Origin of the sequence: Shewanella sp. Iso12, assembly GCF_012030025.1 — a bacterium.
Taxonomy (GTDB): Bacteria; Pseudomonadota; Gammaproteobacteria; order Enterobacterales; family Shewanellaceae; genus Shewanella; species Shewanella algae.
The window spans coordinates 13,565-27,163 of sequence record NZ_JAAUHW010000014.1; the positions used below are offsets into that span (position 1 = coordinate 13,565).

At 54.5% G+C, this 13,599-nt stretch carries 15 protein-coding genes; 11 read left to right on the forward strand and 4 right to left on the reverse strand.

Annotated features, from left to right (window positions below; translation table 11 throughout):
• The 5 genes from HCX89_RS18990 to HCX89_RS19010 all read left to right on the forward strand — a co-directional run bounded on the left by HCX89_RS18990 (position 1) and on the right by HCX89_RS19010 (position 4,576).
• Entirely contained in the window at positions 1-519 is a 519-nt protein-coding gene (locus HCX89_RS18990) for a GNAT family N-acetyltransferase (protein ID WP_045282950.1), read from the forward strand.
• Between the two features lie 34 nt (positions 520-553).
• Entirely contained in the window at positions 554-1,366 is an 813-nt protein-coding gene (locus HCX89_RS18995) for an SAM-dependent methyltransferase (protein WP_044735032.1), read from the forward strand.
• Positions 1,363-1,635, forward strand: coding sequence for a hypothetical protein (locus HCX89_RS19000; RefSeq protein ID WP_028781613.1), 273 nt, complete (start codon positions 1,363-1,365; stop codon positions 1,633-1,635). Before HCX89_RS18995 ends, HCX89_RS19000 begins: the two co-directional genes overlap by 4 nt.
• Entirely contained in the window at positions 1,589-3,382 is a 1,794-nt protein-coding gene (locus HCX89_RS19005) for a GGDEF domain-containing protein (RefSeq protein ID WP_101059412.1), read from the forward strand. The genes HCX89_RS19000 and HCX89_RS19005 overlap by 47 nt, the downstream gene beginning before the upstream one ends.
• Before the next feature lie 99 nt (positions 3,383-3,481).
• Positions 3,482-4,576, forward strand: coding sequence for a calcium:proton antiporter (locus HCX89_RS19010; RefSeq protein ID WP_054745674.1), 1,095 nt, complete (start codon positions 3,482-3,484; stop codon positions 4,574-4,576).
• Here the strand turns inward: HCX89_RS19010 and HCX89_RS19015 are convergent, their stop codons facing one another.
• Together HCX89_RS19015 and HCX89_RS19020 are read right to left on the reverse strand one after the other, a co-directional pair.
• Complete coding sequence (locus HCX89_RS19015) at positions 4,577-5,110, reverse strand: GNAT family N-acetyltransferase (protein WP_223828856.1); 534 nt, start codon at positions 5,108-5,110, stop codon at positions 4,577-4,579.
• A 13-nt stretch (positions 5,111-5,123) separates the two neighbouring features.
• On the reverse strand, positions 5,124-6,299 hold the full coding sequence (locus HCX89_RS19020; protein WP_144161653.1) for an acyl-CoA dehydrogenase: 1,176 nt from the start codon (positions 6,297-6,299) through the stop codon (positions 5,124-5,126).
• Positions 6,300-6,499: 200 nt separating this feature from the next.
• Between HCX89_RS19020 and HCX89_RS19025 the strand changes: the two genes are divergently transcribed.
• The 4 genes from HCX89_RS19025 to HCX89_RS19040 are packed head-to-tail and all read left to right on the forward strand — an operon-like array spanning position 6,500 to position 9,808.
• Positions 6,500-7,372, forward strand: coding sequence for a MipA/OmpV family protein (locus tag HCX89_RS19025; RefSeq protein WP_025011383.1), 873 nt, complete (start codon positions 6,500-6,502; stop codon positions 7,370-7,372).
• 6 nt (positions 7,373-7,378) lie between these two features.
• On the forward strand, positions 7,379-7,798 hold the full coding sequence (locus HCX89_RS19030) for a DUF3019 domain-containing protein (RefSeq protein ID WP_025011382.1): 420 nt from the start codon (positions 7,379-7,381) through the stop codon (positions 7,796-7,798).
• On the forward strand, positions 7,798-8,511 hold the full coding sequence (locus HCX89_RS19035; protein ID WP_025889263.1) for a response regulator: 714 nt from the start codon (positions 7,798-7,800) through the stop codon (positions 8,509-8,511). The genes HCX89_RS19030 and HCX89_RS19035 overlap by 1 nt, the downstream gene beginning before the upstream one ends.
• A 19-nt stretch (positions 8,512-8,530) precedes the next feature.
• Positions 8,531-9,808, forward strand: a complete 1,278-nt coding sequence (locus HCX89_RS19040) for an ATP-binding protein (protein WP_167717054.1) — start codon at positions 8,531-8,533, stop codon at positions 9,806-9,808.
• Here the strand turns inward: HCX89_RS19040 and HCX89_RS19045 are convergent.
• Entirely contained in the window at positions 9,795-10,106 is a 312-nt protein-coding gene (locus HCX89_RS19045) for a DUF1289 domain-containing protein (protein ID WP_167717057.1), read from the reverse strand. The genes HCX89_RS19040 and HCX89_RS19045 overlap by 14 nt on opposite strands.
• Positions 10,107-10,254: 148 nt before the next feature.
• Here HCX89_RS19045 and HCX89_RS19050 point away from each other — a divergent pair, with 148 nt between their 5' ends.
• Positions 10,255-10,782, forward strand: coding sequence for a DUF4136 domain-containing protein (locus tag HCX89_RS19050; protein WP_096140899.1), 528 nt, complete (start codon positions 10,255-10,257; stop codon positions 10,780-10,782).
• Here HCX89_RS19050 and HCX89_RS19055 read toward each other — a convergent pair.
• Positions 10,773-12,239, reverse strand: coding sequence for an AAA family ATPase (locus HCX89_RS19055; protein ID WP_107006292.1), 1,467 nt, complete (start codon positions 12,237-12,239; stop codon positions 10,773-10,775). The two genes, HCX89_RS19050 and HCX89_RS19055, sit on opposite strands and share 10 nt — an antisense overlap.
• 184 nt (positions 12,240-12,423) lie before the next feature.
• On the opposite strand from HCX89_RS19055, the gene purT reads away from it, so the two are divergent.
• On the forward strand, positions 12,424-13,599 hold the full coding sequence (purT, locus tag HCX89_RS19060; RefSeq protein WP_025011378.1) for a formate-dependent phosphoribosylglycinamide formyltransferase: 1,176 nt from the start codon (positions 12,424-12,426) through the stop codon (positions 13,597-13,599).

The following is a 13,599-nucleotide window of genomic DNA, read 5'->3' on the forward strand; positions in this document are numbered from 1 at the left end:
ATGAACAGATTGACCAGTCCAAGACTGCTGTTAACGCCTCTGAAAGCAGAGGATAAAGACTTGTTCACCGGCCTTTATCGCGATCCTCAAGTCATGTCTTTTATCGCAACTGAGCTCAGTGAAACAGAGGCCGAAAGGCGATTTACCCATACCCTGACAGCCAACAACAAGTTGGTGCCCCGAACATATTGTTGGTGTATCAAAACCCGCAGGCTGCTCCCGATAGGCATACTGGGCCTCAGCCGCTACGGGCGAGCGGGCGAAATAGGCATTTTGTTGCGCCCACAGGCTCAGGGACAAGGTTATGCCAAGGAGCTACTGCACCTGATGCAGCAGCGACTCTCAAGCGAAGCGACCCTCGATGAGCTGCTGCTTCGTACTCATAAAAAGAACGAACCGATGAAAAAAGTCGCCTTGGCTGTGGGGTTTAAGCCAGTCATGGCCGAGCCTGAGCACTCCCGCTTGATGTCATTTCTGTGGCAGACCTCCAATAGCGCTTTAAAAAATAATAAACATTGATAACATTAGTAAAACAACTAAAGAGGCCAAATCAATGCAAGGCTCTATCACCTGTGTCGGCGTCGGTATGATGCTGGGGGCTCACCTGAGTCCAGTCAGCCTCAGTCATATCGAGCAGGCCGATATAGTGTTTTGTGGAGTATCCGACCCTCTGGTCGAACTCTGGCTTAAGGAGCTCAATGCCAATGTCCGCTCGCTACAACCTTGCTATGCTCACGGAAAATCCCGCCATCTCAGCTATCGGGAGATGGTCGATACCATGCTAAGTGAAGTTCGTTTGGGTAAAAAAGTGGTCGGTGCCTTCTATGGACATCCCGGCGTGTTTGCCAAAGCGCCTCACCAGGCCGTGACCATTGCCAGGAATGAAGGCTTTGAGGCGCAGATGCTGCCAGGCATATCCGCTGCCGATTGCCTCTATGCCGACCTTGGCATAGATCCCGGTCAAAATGGTTGCCAGCACTTTGAAGCAACCCAATTCATGCTCTACCACAGGCGAGTCGATCCGACAGCCACTCTGATCCTGTGGCAGATAGGCCTGGCAGGCGATCTCGACATGGGGCTGACAATCACAGACGCCAAGAATCGGCAACTCTTGTTGGAAGAACTCTATCGGCTCTACAGTCCAGAGCACTCCTGCTGGCTTTATGAAGCCGCCACCACGGCGCTGGCCTCTCCCAGAAGAGAAGCCATAAAACTGCGCGAGCTTGTAGAGGCCACTTTGGCGCTCCATACCACTTTGGTGATCCCTCCGGCTGCAAAACCCGAACCTAACTTAGAAATGCGAGCACGCCTTGCGGCATTGGGTAGCAAGGCGCCCTTGTATCATCAACCCGAGGAGAGTGTATGAGTAAAGTGATTAACCTGCTGGCCCGACTGGGCGCCGACCCGAGCCTGCAAGCCCCGGAGGCGCTGGATAAAGCCCTGACTGAAGCCGGGGTATCCGCCGAAATAGCCACGGCCATCAAAGATAAAGATCTGCTGCAGTTGAAGGCCGAGCTGGATCTTTGCCCGGACGTATTCTGTATATTTTTCCCGGCCGAAGATGAACCGGAAAAAGACGAGCAGGAAGATGACGAAGAGAATCAAGCTTCACAGCTACAAGCTGTGGCCAGCTAGACGGCACCTGAGGCTCAGCAGTAGGCGGCTCATTTGCGCCCTGCTGTGCCTGATAGCAAGCACTGCGGCCCAAGGCTCGGACGAACTCGGAGAAGCGCTGCAACGCAGCGACGAAATCCGCTCGAGTTCGCCCGGGCAGTTCAGCGCCATGCTCAGAAAGCTGGAGCTGCGCCGTACCGATATGTCTGCTGCCGAGCAGGACTACCTGTCTTACCTGCTCGCCTACGAGCACTCCTTCAACGGCCGCTTGGAAAAAGCCCGCAGTATCTATCAGGAGCTGGTGCAGTCTAGCGCTGTGCTCGAAATCCGCTTTCGGGCGCTGACCTCTTTGGTCAATACCAATGCCATCAAGCGCGAGTGGAGCCAGGGCGCCGAAAACCTGCGACAAACCCTGCAACTCTTGCCACAAATCAAGGACGACGGCTTCTATGTTCATGGTCTGGCGGTAGCTGCGGTTTTCTACAACCTTCTGGGGCAGTATCAACAAGGGCTGCACTTTGCCACCAGACTCAGGGAAAAGGGCCACAATGATGGTCGCAGCCTCTGTTTTGCCGACCAACTCAGCCTGCAGGCACTGTTTGGCTTGAAGCGTATTGAAGCCACTGACAGAGCTTTTGCCCAAGCCTTGAATATCTGCCGGGAAGCCAATGAACCCGTGGGCGCCAGCGCTATACTCAGTTACCAGGCAGAGCTCTATATCAATGAGGGCAAACCACAGCAGGCGCTGGAGCTTTTGTTACATCAGCTTCCCCAAATGGAGTCGACCCGCTATGCCCCTATGATTGCCAGCTATTATTCGCTGCTTGCCGAAGCTTATTGGCGCACAGATGAACCAGAACTCGCCAAAGAGTTTGCCATCCAAGCCGTGGCAGGCGGTGCCGAAGCCGGCAAGGGCGACCCCAGTATCCGAGCCTTTCGGGTGCTGTATCAGTATTACCGACAAAGCGGCGACCTTGATGCGGCGTTGGATGCCTATATACAGTATTCCGAAGCCGATAAAGCCTTTCTCGACGAGATCAGAGCCAAGACCCTGGCATTCCAGTTGGCGGAACACCAAAGCGTGGAGCAAAAAAACCGTATCGCACTGCTGGATGAACAGAACAAGCTGCTCAAGGTCAAACAACAGTTGGCCGAGACAGAGTCCCACAACCACAAGCTGCTGATAGCGGCACTTTTCTGTGTCATCACTTTGCTGCTTACATGGGGATACCAATCCTGGAAAACCCAGAAACGGTTACGGGAGCTGGCCGAGTTTGATTGCCTCACCGGGATTTTCAGCCGCGGGCATTTCACTCAGGTCGGGCTCAGCGCGCTGGAATACTGCAAGCTGCAGCAACTGCCGGTGAGTTGCATCATGCTGGATTTGGATAATTTCAAACGTATCAACGACACCAAAGGTCACAAGACCGGAGACTGGGCGCTGAGGGAAGTGGCCCGTATCGCCCGAAACCTATGTAACGGCAAGGAAATACTGGGGCGTATTGGTGGCGAAGAGTTTTGCTTGTTGATGCCTGAGACCCGTATCGACAAGGCGATAGCCTTTGCCGAAATTCTGCGGGAATTATTGGAGCAGGCCGATACCTCGGATTCGGGTCACAGCTTTACCTTGACCGCCAGCTTTGGGGTCTCTGAAGCTGCAATTTCCGGCTATCAGCTGGAGACGCTCTTGGCAGATACCGACAAGGCCATGTACCAGGCCAAGAAAAATGGTCGCAACCAGGTGTGCAGTGCCGCCGATATCCCCTGAATTCGGGTAGAAAAAACAGGGCAAAACAGCATATTGGTGTTTTTTTTGACATCAATGCCAAAGTATAATGCGGCTTTATAGCGACGATGGAAACCTGCCATGCTGGCTTTTATCAAAGAAGAAATGTCACTGCTTATCGCCTTGATTACCTTGTTATTCTTTAAGACAGGTGGCGCTGAGTATCTGGCGGACGGAACTCCGCTCGCCGTTTATATCCCGCTGTCGATATTGCTGCTTGTGGTAGTGATCTGGACCATTTTCGGAGTCGTGCGCCATTCAGATATTCTGGCGATTCGACTGGGCGATCCCTATGGCACCCTGATCCTCACCCTGTCGGTGATCTCATTGGAAGTGGTGATGATCTCCTCAGTGATGCTGACAGGTGACTCCAACCCAACCCTGGCCCGGGACACCATGTTTGCCGTGGTGATGATCATCTCTACCGGCCTGGTGGGGCTGACGCTGCTGCTGGGCGGTTGGCGTTATCATACCCAGCAATTCAATCTCGATGGGGTAAAATCCTACCTGGTCGCCATTATCCCGCTGGCCCTGGTGTGTCTGGTGCTGCCCAATTTTACCGAAGGCGGCAGCATAGGCGGCCTATCGGTTTCCATGTCCTGGATGCTTGGCTTGGTGTCGATAATGCTCTACGGCATCTTCCTGGTGATCCAAACCAAGAGCCATAGCCACTTTTTTGTTGATGCCGACCACCTGGATGACGAGCACCATCATCATGCCTCCAGCCACTCCAACCTCTACCACGGAGTGCTGTTGCTCATCTGCCTGGTAACCGTAATGCTGCTAGCCAAGACCCTGGCCATGCCCATCAACTACAGCATTACCACTCTGGGCGCGCCGGCGAGCCTGGGTGGCTTCCTGGTAGCCTGTATTATTCTCGCGCCGGAAGCCGTAGGGGCCATAAAAGCGGCGCTCAATAATCAGTTGCAAAGAGCGATGAATCTCTATTTTGGTTCTGTGTTGGCCACCATAGCCCTGACCGTGCCTGCCGTACTTCTGGTGGGCAGTATTGCCGGTGAAGAGGTCAGGCTGGGGCTCAGTCCCGCAGATATGGTATTGCTGGTGACCACGCTGATGGTTTGTAAGGTGAGTTTCAGCAGTGGCCGCACCCATGCGCTGCACGGGGCGACTCACTTGGTGTTGTTTGTGGTCTATCTGTTCTTGATGTTTGAATAATCATTCGCGGATGTTGGCCATGAAAAATACATCCACATATTCGCCATCACGGAAGGCATAGTCCCTCGCCTCACCCTCAATCACAAAGCCATGGCGTTTGTAGAGCGCTATGGCGGCGTGATTGTCGGTATAAACCGTCAGCTCAAGGCGTCTCACCGCCAACCAGTTATGGGCCAAATCCACAGCGGCTGCCAGCAGCGTAGAACCCACGCCGATACCGCGGCACTCTTCACTCACCGCCATCCCCAGATCGGCCACATGCTTACGTCTGGGGTTGGTTTGTACCTGTAAGGAGAGCTGACCGGCCACTTCCCCTTGCCACTCTGCGACCAGTGAATAGTAACCATCCGGCAGTTCGCCCAGGCGCTTATACCACTTCTCGAGTGACGGAAAGGGCTGCTGCAAGGTGCCGGCATAACAGCTGGGCTGAGTAAATAGCGCCCGTATTGCCGGAATATCCGTGTGCTCGCTGTGGCGCACCACTACCTCTTGTTGTGACTGACTCACCTTGGGTTCAAACTCTGTTGCCTGCACTCTGTTGTTCTCCTTAACTAAAAGCCGCCAAGCCTGTCTGGGCCCGTCCCAGGATCAAGGCATGAATATCATGGGTCCCCTCATAGGTATTGACCGCTTCCAGGTTCATCAGATGCCGGATAACATGAAACTCGTCACTGATACCATTACCACCGTGAATGTCCCTGGCCTGGCGAGCGACTTCGAGCGCCTTGCCGCAGGAGTTACGCTTGATTAGCGAGATGGCCTCGATAGCCAAACTGTCCTGATCCAGCAAGCGACCGGCCTGCAAGCAGGCAAACAGCGCCGTGGTGATCTCTGTCTGCATGTCCACCAGCTTTTTCTGGATCAGTTGATTGGCCGCCAGCGGCCTGCCGAACTGGACTCGGTCCAGACTGTATTGCCGCGCGGCATGCCAGCAAAACTCGGCCGCGCCCAACGCGCCCCAGGCGATGCCGTATCTGGCCTTGTTGAGACAACCAAAGGGCCCCTTGAGCCCCTCGACGTTGGGCAGCAAAGCATCGACACCCACTTCAACCCCGTCCAGCACAATTTCGCCGGTTATCGAGGCCCTGAGAGAGAACTTGCCCTCTATCTTGGGCGCCGACAGCCCAGGGGTGCCCTTTTCCACTAAAAAGCCACGAATGACCCCATCCAGCTTGGCCCAAACCAGGAAGAGATCGGCAATCGGTGAATTGGTGATCCACATCTTGTTGCCATGGAGCCGATACCCTCCCGGGATGGCTTCGGCGCGAGTCTTCATGCCGCCGGGATCTGAACCTACATCCGGCTCGGTCAGGCCAAAACAGCCAATCAGCTCACCCCGTGCCAGCCTTGGCAGGTATTTCTGTTTCTGCTCTTCACTGCCGTAGGCAAAAATCGGATGCATCACCAAAGAGGACTGCACACTCATGGCCGAGCGATAACCACTGTCGACCCGCTCTATCTCCCGGGCAATTAGGCCATAGCTGACATAGTTGACCCCGGCGCCGCCATATTCAGTCGGCAGAGTCGCCCCGAGTAACCCCAGAGCACCAAGCTCTGTCATGATCTCGGGATCAAAGTATTGCTCGCGATTTGCCTGCAGGATCCTGGGTTGCAACTTGCTTTGGGCATATTCATGCACAGTGTCACGGATCATCCTTTCTTCCGGCTGCAACAGACTGTCAAACTGCAAGGGATCTTGCCAATCGAAGGGATTACGGGCCATAGCTTTGTCCTTTTTTCAGCTGATTTTCATCATGCTACCTCAGTCCCGGATGTCTGCCCAGAGCTGAAACCTCTGCCAAACAAAGATTACGTCTGTATCAAATTGCAACCTTTATGAAAGAAATCTCTGAATTTGCGCCGGACAAATGCTAATCTTCTGCACAATCTTGGTCATAGTTATTACTGATATTTCCGGTATTCATGTCTGTACGGCTCTGTTTATTCATTATCAGCCTCTTTTCTCTCAGCGCCTGGGCCCATCCCTATTGCGAGGAGAGAGAGTGCATACCTGTTGGTGAATGGGATCTTGGACTGGCTTTGGGTTACGGCCAAAAGAGCAACCCCTTGCGCCATCAGGACGATATTCCCCTCTATGTGATCCCCAGTATTGCCTACTATGGTGAGAACTGGTTTTTTGACAACGGTAATCTGGGGCTGACCCTGGCGGAGTCGGAAAACTACACCATCAACCTGGTGACGGCTTACAGCAGAGAGCGGGCTTTTTTCTACCGCTGGGATCCCAGCAATGTGTTTACCTTCAGTGGCGGATCTCAAGTCTCCATTACCCCAGAGAGCCGCGCCGCGCCGGTAATGTTAATGCAAAGCAGTGAACCACCAAAAGTTTTTAACGAATTGGAGGACAGGCACTTTACATTTCTTGGCGGAGCCGAGGCTTTTATTTACACTCGATACGGTATACTGAATCTTTCGCTTACACATGATATGTTCAATGTTCACCGGGGCACTGAAGCCAAAGCCAGATGGTTATATCATCTGACATTGGAACGCTGGAAACTGGAGTTTGCCCTGAACATAGAATGGAAGAGTAAAGAAATAGTCGACTATTACTTTGGCGTAAGACCAAGCGAGAATGCCTATTGGAGTCAGGCGTACCAGGGGAGTTCAGGCTTTAACCGTGGACTGGAGTTTACCGGTCGCTATAGCCTCAACGAGGACTGGGATCTTGTATTAGGACTGCGTTATACCCAACTTGCCGATGAAATAGCCAAGAGCCCTCTGCTGGATGAAGATGATGTCAGAGCTTTTTTCATTGGTGCTGCCTATAGGTTTTAAAACAAGGTGCGCTTAGCAAAAGGCTGGTGTTGGCTGTTCCCGCTGCTGATGTTGTCAATGATATTTGCAGCCAAGGTACAGGCCGAACCAGATAATAATAATCAAGAAGCCAAGCTGGCTATCACACCACAGCTCTGTATTCTCAAGAGTGAAGAGGACACCTGTTCGCTTGACGTCAGTTTAAGCTGGAGTAATACAAACGGTGCAGTTTGTATCCTTTCTGATTACGAAGGGTTACAACGTTGGTGCAGTGAAACTGAAGATGTGCACAGCCTCACATTCCGACTCACAACCAGTGAGGACATTCACTTTGTCATGGTAGATAAAGACACATGGCAAACCTTAGCCGGCGTTTACTTTAGAACTACGCCCGTGTCTGACACCAGCGTCAGGCGAAGATATCGCAACCCTTGGAGTTTATTCTGATGACCTCAGCGCAATCGACTCACCGAGTTTTATTGGTGGAAGACGACATTCGTCTTGCCAACCTTATTGTGGATTATCTCAAGTCCCATGGCATGCATGTAGAAGTTGAGCGCCGCGGTGACACAGTACTGACCAGACTGCTTAACTACAAGCCAGACATTATCCTGTTGGACATCATGCTGCCGGGGATGGATGGACTGACATTATGTGAAAAGCTGCCGGATTACTTTGCCGGCCCTATCCTGCTGATGAGCGCACTTGGCTCCAACGAAGATCAAATCAAAGGCCTGGAACTGGGCGCCGATGACTATGTGGTTAAACCGGTTGACCCGGCACTCTTGGTCGCGCGGATCAACAATCTGCTGAGACGTCATACCAAGCCACCTATGGCAGAATCCCACTGCCTGAGCTTTGGCAAGCTGAGCATAGATCCTCACACCCAGGCGATTCGTTTGGGCGAGAAAGAGGTGGATCTCACCAGTCACGAATTTGAACTCCTGTGGCTGCTGGCATCCCAGGCTGGCCAGGTGCTGAGCCGCCAGTATATCTACCAATGCCTGCTGAATATCGATTTCGACGGCAAGGATCGCAAGATAGACGTGCGCATTTCCCGCCTGCGCAAGAAGCTGGGCGATAACATAGAAACACCGTTCAGGATCAAGACGGTCTGGGGCCAGGGATATCTATTTGCTCCCGAGGCCTGGAACAGCTGATCCTCTTGTAGGTTACCGAGTGAAACGCCTCTTCATCAGTTTGTACCTGCTGATCAGCCTGAGTTTTCTCGGGCTGGGATGGACCCTCGACGCCCTCTGGCAGCAACACGATGACGAGGCGGAACTGTTGGCCGATGCGCCTTTGATGGCAATGGCGGCCATGCTGAAACCCATGCCCCCAGAGCAGCGGCAACAGGCGATTGCCGCCGCCAATGTCAATGCCACTTACCCGCTGCGTCTGTTCAGTGCCGACAAGATCACCCTGGCAGACGATGGCGAGTTGGCTCCCGGTGAAGTCTTCACCACCCTGACCAACTCTGGCAAGCAGATGCAGTTTATCCGTCTGGATCAACAGGTGCTGATGACTGGCCCAATAGATACAGACCCCAGAGCCAGTCTGCGCGGCCTGTTCACTTTGTTCTTCTATCTATCTCTGGCCGGGGTTGCCCTGGTTTGGGTCTGGCCGCTGTCACGGGATCTCAAGGTGCTGAAACAAGCCACCCAGGCACTTGGTCAGGCCAAATGGGATACCCGTATCAAGCTTTCGCCCCGCTCTCAGGTAAAACCCCTGGCGCACACCTTCAATGAGATGGCGCGGCACATCGGGGCTCTTATCGACAACCAGCGCCACCTGGCCAATGCTGTCTCCCACGAGATCCGCACGCCGCTGGCCAGGCTCAAGTTTGCCCTGGCGCTGATCCCCAACTATTGCCGTGAAGGCGCCGATGAAGCGGCCAGAGCCGACTTTATTGCCGGCATGACAGAAGATGTCAAAGAGATGGAATCCTTGCTGCAGGAGATGCTCACCTACGCCAGCCTGGAGTCGGCCCAAACAGGGCTGAGACAGGAGAGCTGCGATCTCACCGCCCTCTGCCGCCAAGTGATAGACAGACTGCAGAGCCTGAGCCCTATTCCGATAACCCTGGATAGCTCAGTCGCCAAACTGCCCTTCACCTGTGAACCGGCCTTGATTGAAAGAGCACTGCAAAACCTGCTCACCAACGCCCAACGCTTTGCCGAAAGCCAAATTCTGGTGACTCTGAATGAGGAAAAAGACAGGGTAACTATCGAGGTTAAAGACGATGGTGAAGGGATCCCAGAAGAGGAACAGCACAAGATTTTCGAGCCCTTTGTCCGCAGCGATACCTCACGCAACAGCAATAAAGGCTTTGGGTTGGGGCTGGCAATTATCAAGCGCATAGTCGAACGCCATCACGGCGAAATCCTGCTGTTCAGCCGCCCCGGGGAAACCCGTTTTTGCATCGGCCTGCCCAAGCGGGAATTCAATCGAGACTGAAATCACTGAAGTCCAGAGGTTCGTCTTCGTCGCCTTTGGCATCAAAGTCCAGGCTGTGATTCAACTGCAACTCTTCCTCCTTGAGCTGTTCCCTGCGCGCCTTTATCTGCGCCAGCTGCCGGCGCCTTTTGCGCGCCTTGCACAGGCGAATGACATCCAATTTACGGGCATCGGAAAAGTTGAGCCAATCGAACCTCTCTTCGCGGTTCCGAAAACAACCTTTGCAATCGCCCTTGGCATCTGTCTGGCAGACACCAATACAAGGGCTGGGGATATCAAAAAAGACCAGTTGTTCCATAGGGGCGTAAATGCAGGCTCTCTGACGGCTGAACCTTAGGTATATCATCTCATTCTTAAAAAGGCGATTTTTTATCCACTTCTTGCACTGACGGCCGCTTTGGCACAAAGTCACAGGGTAAGGTATATCCCTTCACGGAGGACAAGCGATGAAATTCAGGACACTCTTGCTGCTGTTACCCCTGCTGCTGACAGCCTGCGCCCAGCAGCCGAAACAAGACTACGACCCAGGATACAGCTTCGCCAAGCTACAAAAGTTCACCCCCCTGCCGATTTCCAGCAGTGATGATCCCCTGAGCGCCGAGCGGATCAATCAGGCGATTGTCGACACGCTGAAAAGCAAACAATTTATCGAAGTCACCGAGTCAGCGGACTTCAAGGTTTCCTTTGCCTTTCGCACTACAGATAAGCCGAAAGACAAGGGCCTCTCCATCGGCCTTGGCAGCGGCACCTGGGGATCTGGCGGTGGCATAGGCGTTGGCACCAGTGTGGGTGTGCCTCTGGGAGCCGATGCCAAACTCCAGACCATACAAATCGATATCATAGAAGCGAGTAGCAACCGCCTCATCTGGCGCGGCAGCGATCAGTTCAGCTTCAGCGATGGCGGCGAAGGTAAGGCTCAGGCAACCCGGGAAACCGTGATGCGGATCCTGAGCCAGTTTCCGCCTCAACCGTGAGCCATCACAGTGCGGCCGTTGGCCCATTGACGCAGAGCGTTGAGCTTTTCGGCCATCACCACAGATAAGGGGCGGGTCCGACTCAGGGCATCGAACAGCCAGGCCTGGTTGGCCTCCTGCCCCGCTGCCCTCGCAGCATAACGGGCGGAAATAACCGCCTGCTCTATCTCGGCGCCGGAGAAACCTTCACTGGCGCTTGCCAGACTCGCCAATTCCAGCGCGGCCGGATCGATATTGCGCTTGCGGCAGTGGATACGGAAGATCTCCTCCCGGGTGGAGCTATCCGGCAGGTCGACAAAAAATATCTCATCCAGGCGTCCCTTACGCAGCAGCTCGGGGGGCAGCGCGCTGATATCGTTGGCAGTAGCCACCATAAAGACCTCGGACTTGCGCTCTGCCATCCAGGTCAGCAGGGTGCCGAGGATCCGCTTCGAGGTGCCTTCATCGCTGTTACTGCTGCCCAGCCCCTTTTCAATTTCATCTATCCAGAGTACGCAGGGCGCCATCAATTCCGCCATCTCCAGCGCTTTCTTGAGGTTGCGCTCCGTCTCGCCTATGTACTTATTGTAGAGTCCGGCCATATCCAGGCGCAGTAAAGGCCGCTGCCAGATCCCGGCCACCGCCTTGGCCGCCAGGCTCTTGCCGCTGCCCTGCACCCCGAGCAGCATCACGCCCTTGGGCGTATCGAACGATTGCGCATCGCTGCCAAGGCGCCTGTGGTTCAGCCACTCCTTGAGTCTGGAAAGCCCGGCAACATCGGCAAAGTCACAAGTGTCGTATTCAAATTGCAGCACACCTTCCATATCCAAAAGCTCAAACTTGGCCTTGTTGACCACGGGAATATCCGAGTGACACAAGGCACCATCATCCCAGATGGCCTTACGGGCAAGACGGCGGGCATCGGCATGGCTCAGACCACGAAGATTACCGGCAAGCAGTGGGATCACGGCTTCATCGAGACGATTCAATACCCCTTTGGCTCGGGCCAGGCGCGCTTCCTCTATAATGAGGTTTTCCAACTGGGCCTGCCCTGGCATGGAGAGGGAGAAATGAGCGCAGTATCGGCTCAGTTCAGGGGGCACATCAAAGGCGTGGCTGACCATCACCAGGGTGTGCTGCAAGGTTTCGTGCTCAAGGGCAATCTCCTTGATCATTCTCACGTTACGCGGCGCATCGACCACATAGGGGTGAAAGTCACAGAGCACATAGATCCCCTGTTGCTGGCTGGCCTTGATGTGCGCCAGAATATCGGTCGGTTCGGCATTGAATTTCTGCACCCCGACTTCCCTGTCCAGCCGCTTGAGCCCCTGGGTAACACTCCAGCCATACAGGGGCCGCATCAGCACACCGGCCACTCGTTTGAGCAGCTCCAGTACCCTGGGCTCCTCATACGTTTCAATTATCACCAAGGGCGTACCGCCCCTGAGCACCCCGGTTAAGTCTTTGACATCCTGCATTCTGGCTTCCCGCACGATAATAGCGGACTTAAGAATAACAAAGTTTCAACATCCGCCACAGCAGCGCAAGCAGTGATCCAGCGCACAATTTATCAAGCCTTCCGCCCAAGCCGATTGCCAAAGGGTAAACTAGCAAAAAAATCCGCTGCCACAGGCAGCTACAATAACCAAAGGTACCCACACTATGTTAGGCACTCCCCTTAGCCAAGGCGCCGTGCGCGCCATGCTGCTCGGCTGCGGCGAACTGGGCAAAGAAGTTGCGATTGAACTGCAGCGCCTGGGCGTCGAAGTCATTGGCGTCGACCGCTACCCCAATGCCCCTGCCATGCAGGTCAGTCATCGTTTTCATGTGGTGAACATGCTCGATCCCGAGGCGCTGCGCGCCGTCATAGAGCTGGAGAAACCCCATCTGGTCATTCCGGAAATCGAAGCCATAGCCACAGCAACGCTGGCAAAGATGGAGGCCGAAGGCCTGAAGGTAGTACCCACTGCCAGAGCCACCCAGTTGACCATGGACAGAGAAGGCATTCGCCGTCTGGCAGCAGAGACGCTGGGGATCCCCACGTCGCCCTACGTCTTTTGCGACACTGAGACAGAATTCAATCAGGCGGTGGCCCAAATAGGTTTGCCCTGCGTGGTCAAGCCGGTGATGAGCTCATCGGGCAAGGGCCAGAGCGTGATCCGCGAGCAAGCCCAGATAGCCGCGGCCTGGGAGTATGCCCAGCAAGGTGGCCGCGCCGGTCAAGGCCGGGTGATAGTCGAAGGTTTTGTGCCTTTCGACTACGAAATCACCCTGCTCACCATAAGTGCAGTCAACGGCATTCATTTCTGTGCGCCTATAGGCCACAGGCAGGAAGACGGTGACTACCGCGAATCCTGGCAGCCACAGGCCATGAGCCAAGCGGCCCTGGAAAAGGCACAACAGATAGGCGCCAAAGTAGTTGAGGCGCTCGGCGGCCACGGTTTGTTTGGGGTAGAACTCTTTATCAAGGGTGATGAAGTCTACTTCTCTGAAGTCTCGCCCCGCCCACACGACACCGGCATGGTGACCCTGATAAGCCAGGATCTGTCCGAGTTTGCCCTGCACGTGCGTGCCATTCTCGGATTGCCGATCGCCAATATCCGCCAGCACGGCCCCAGCGCTTCGGCTGTGGTGCTCAAAGAAGGCGACTCAGACAACCTGCGTTACACAGGCCTTGCAGCAGCGCTGAGCGAAGCCGACACCCAGCTGCGACTGTTCGGCAAGCCGGAGATCCATGGTCGCCGCCGTCTGGGTGTTGCCCTGGCAAGGGATCTGGATATTCAAAGCGCCATAGACAAGGCTCTACGCAGCGCCGCCAAAGTAGAAGTGATTTTTTAA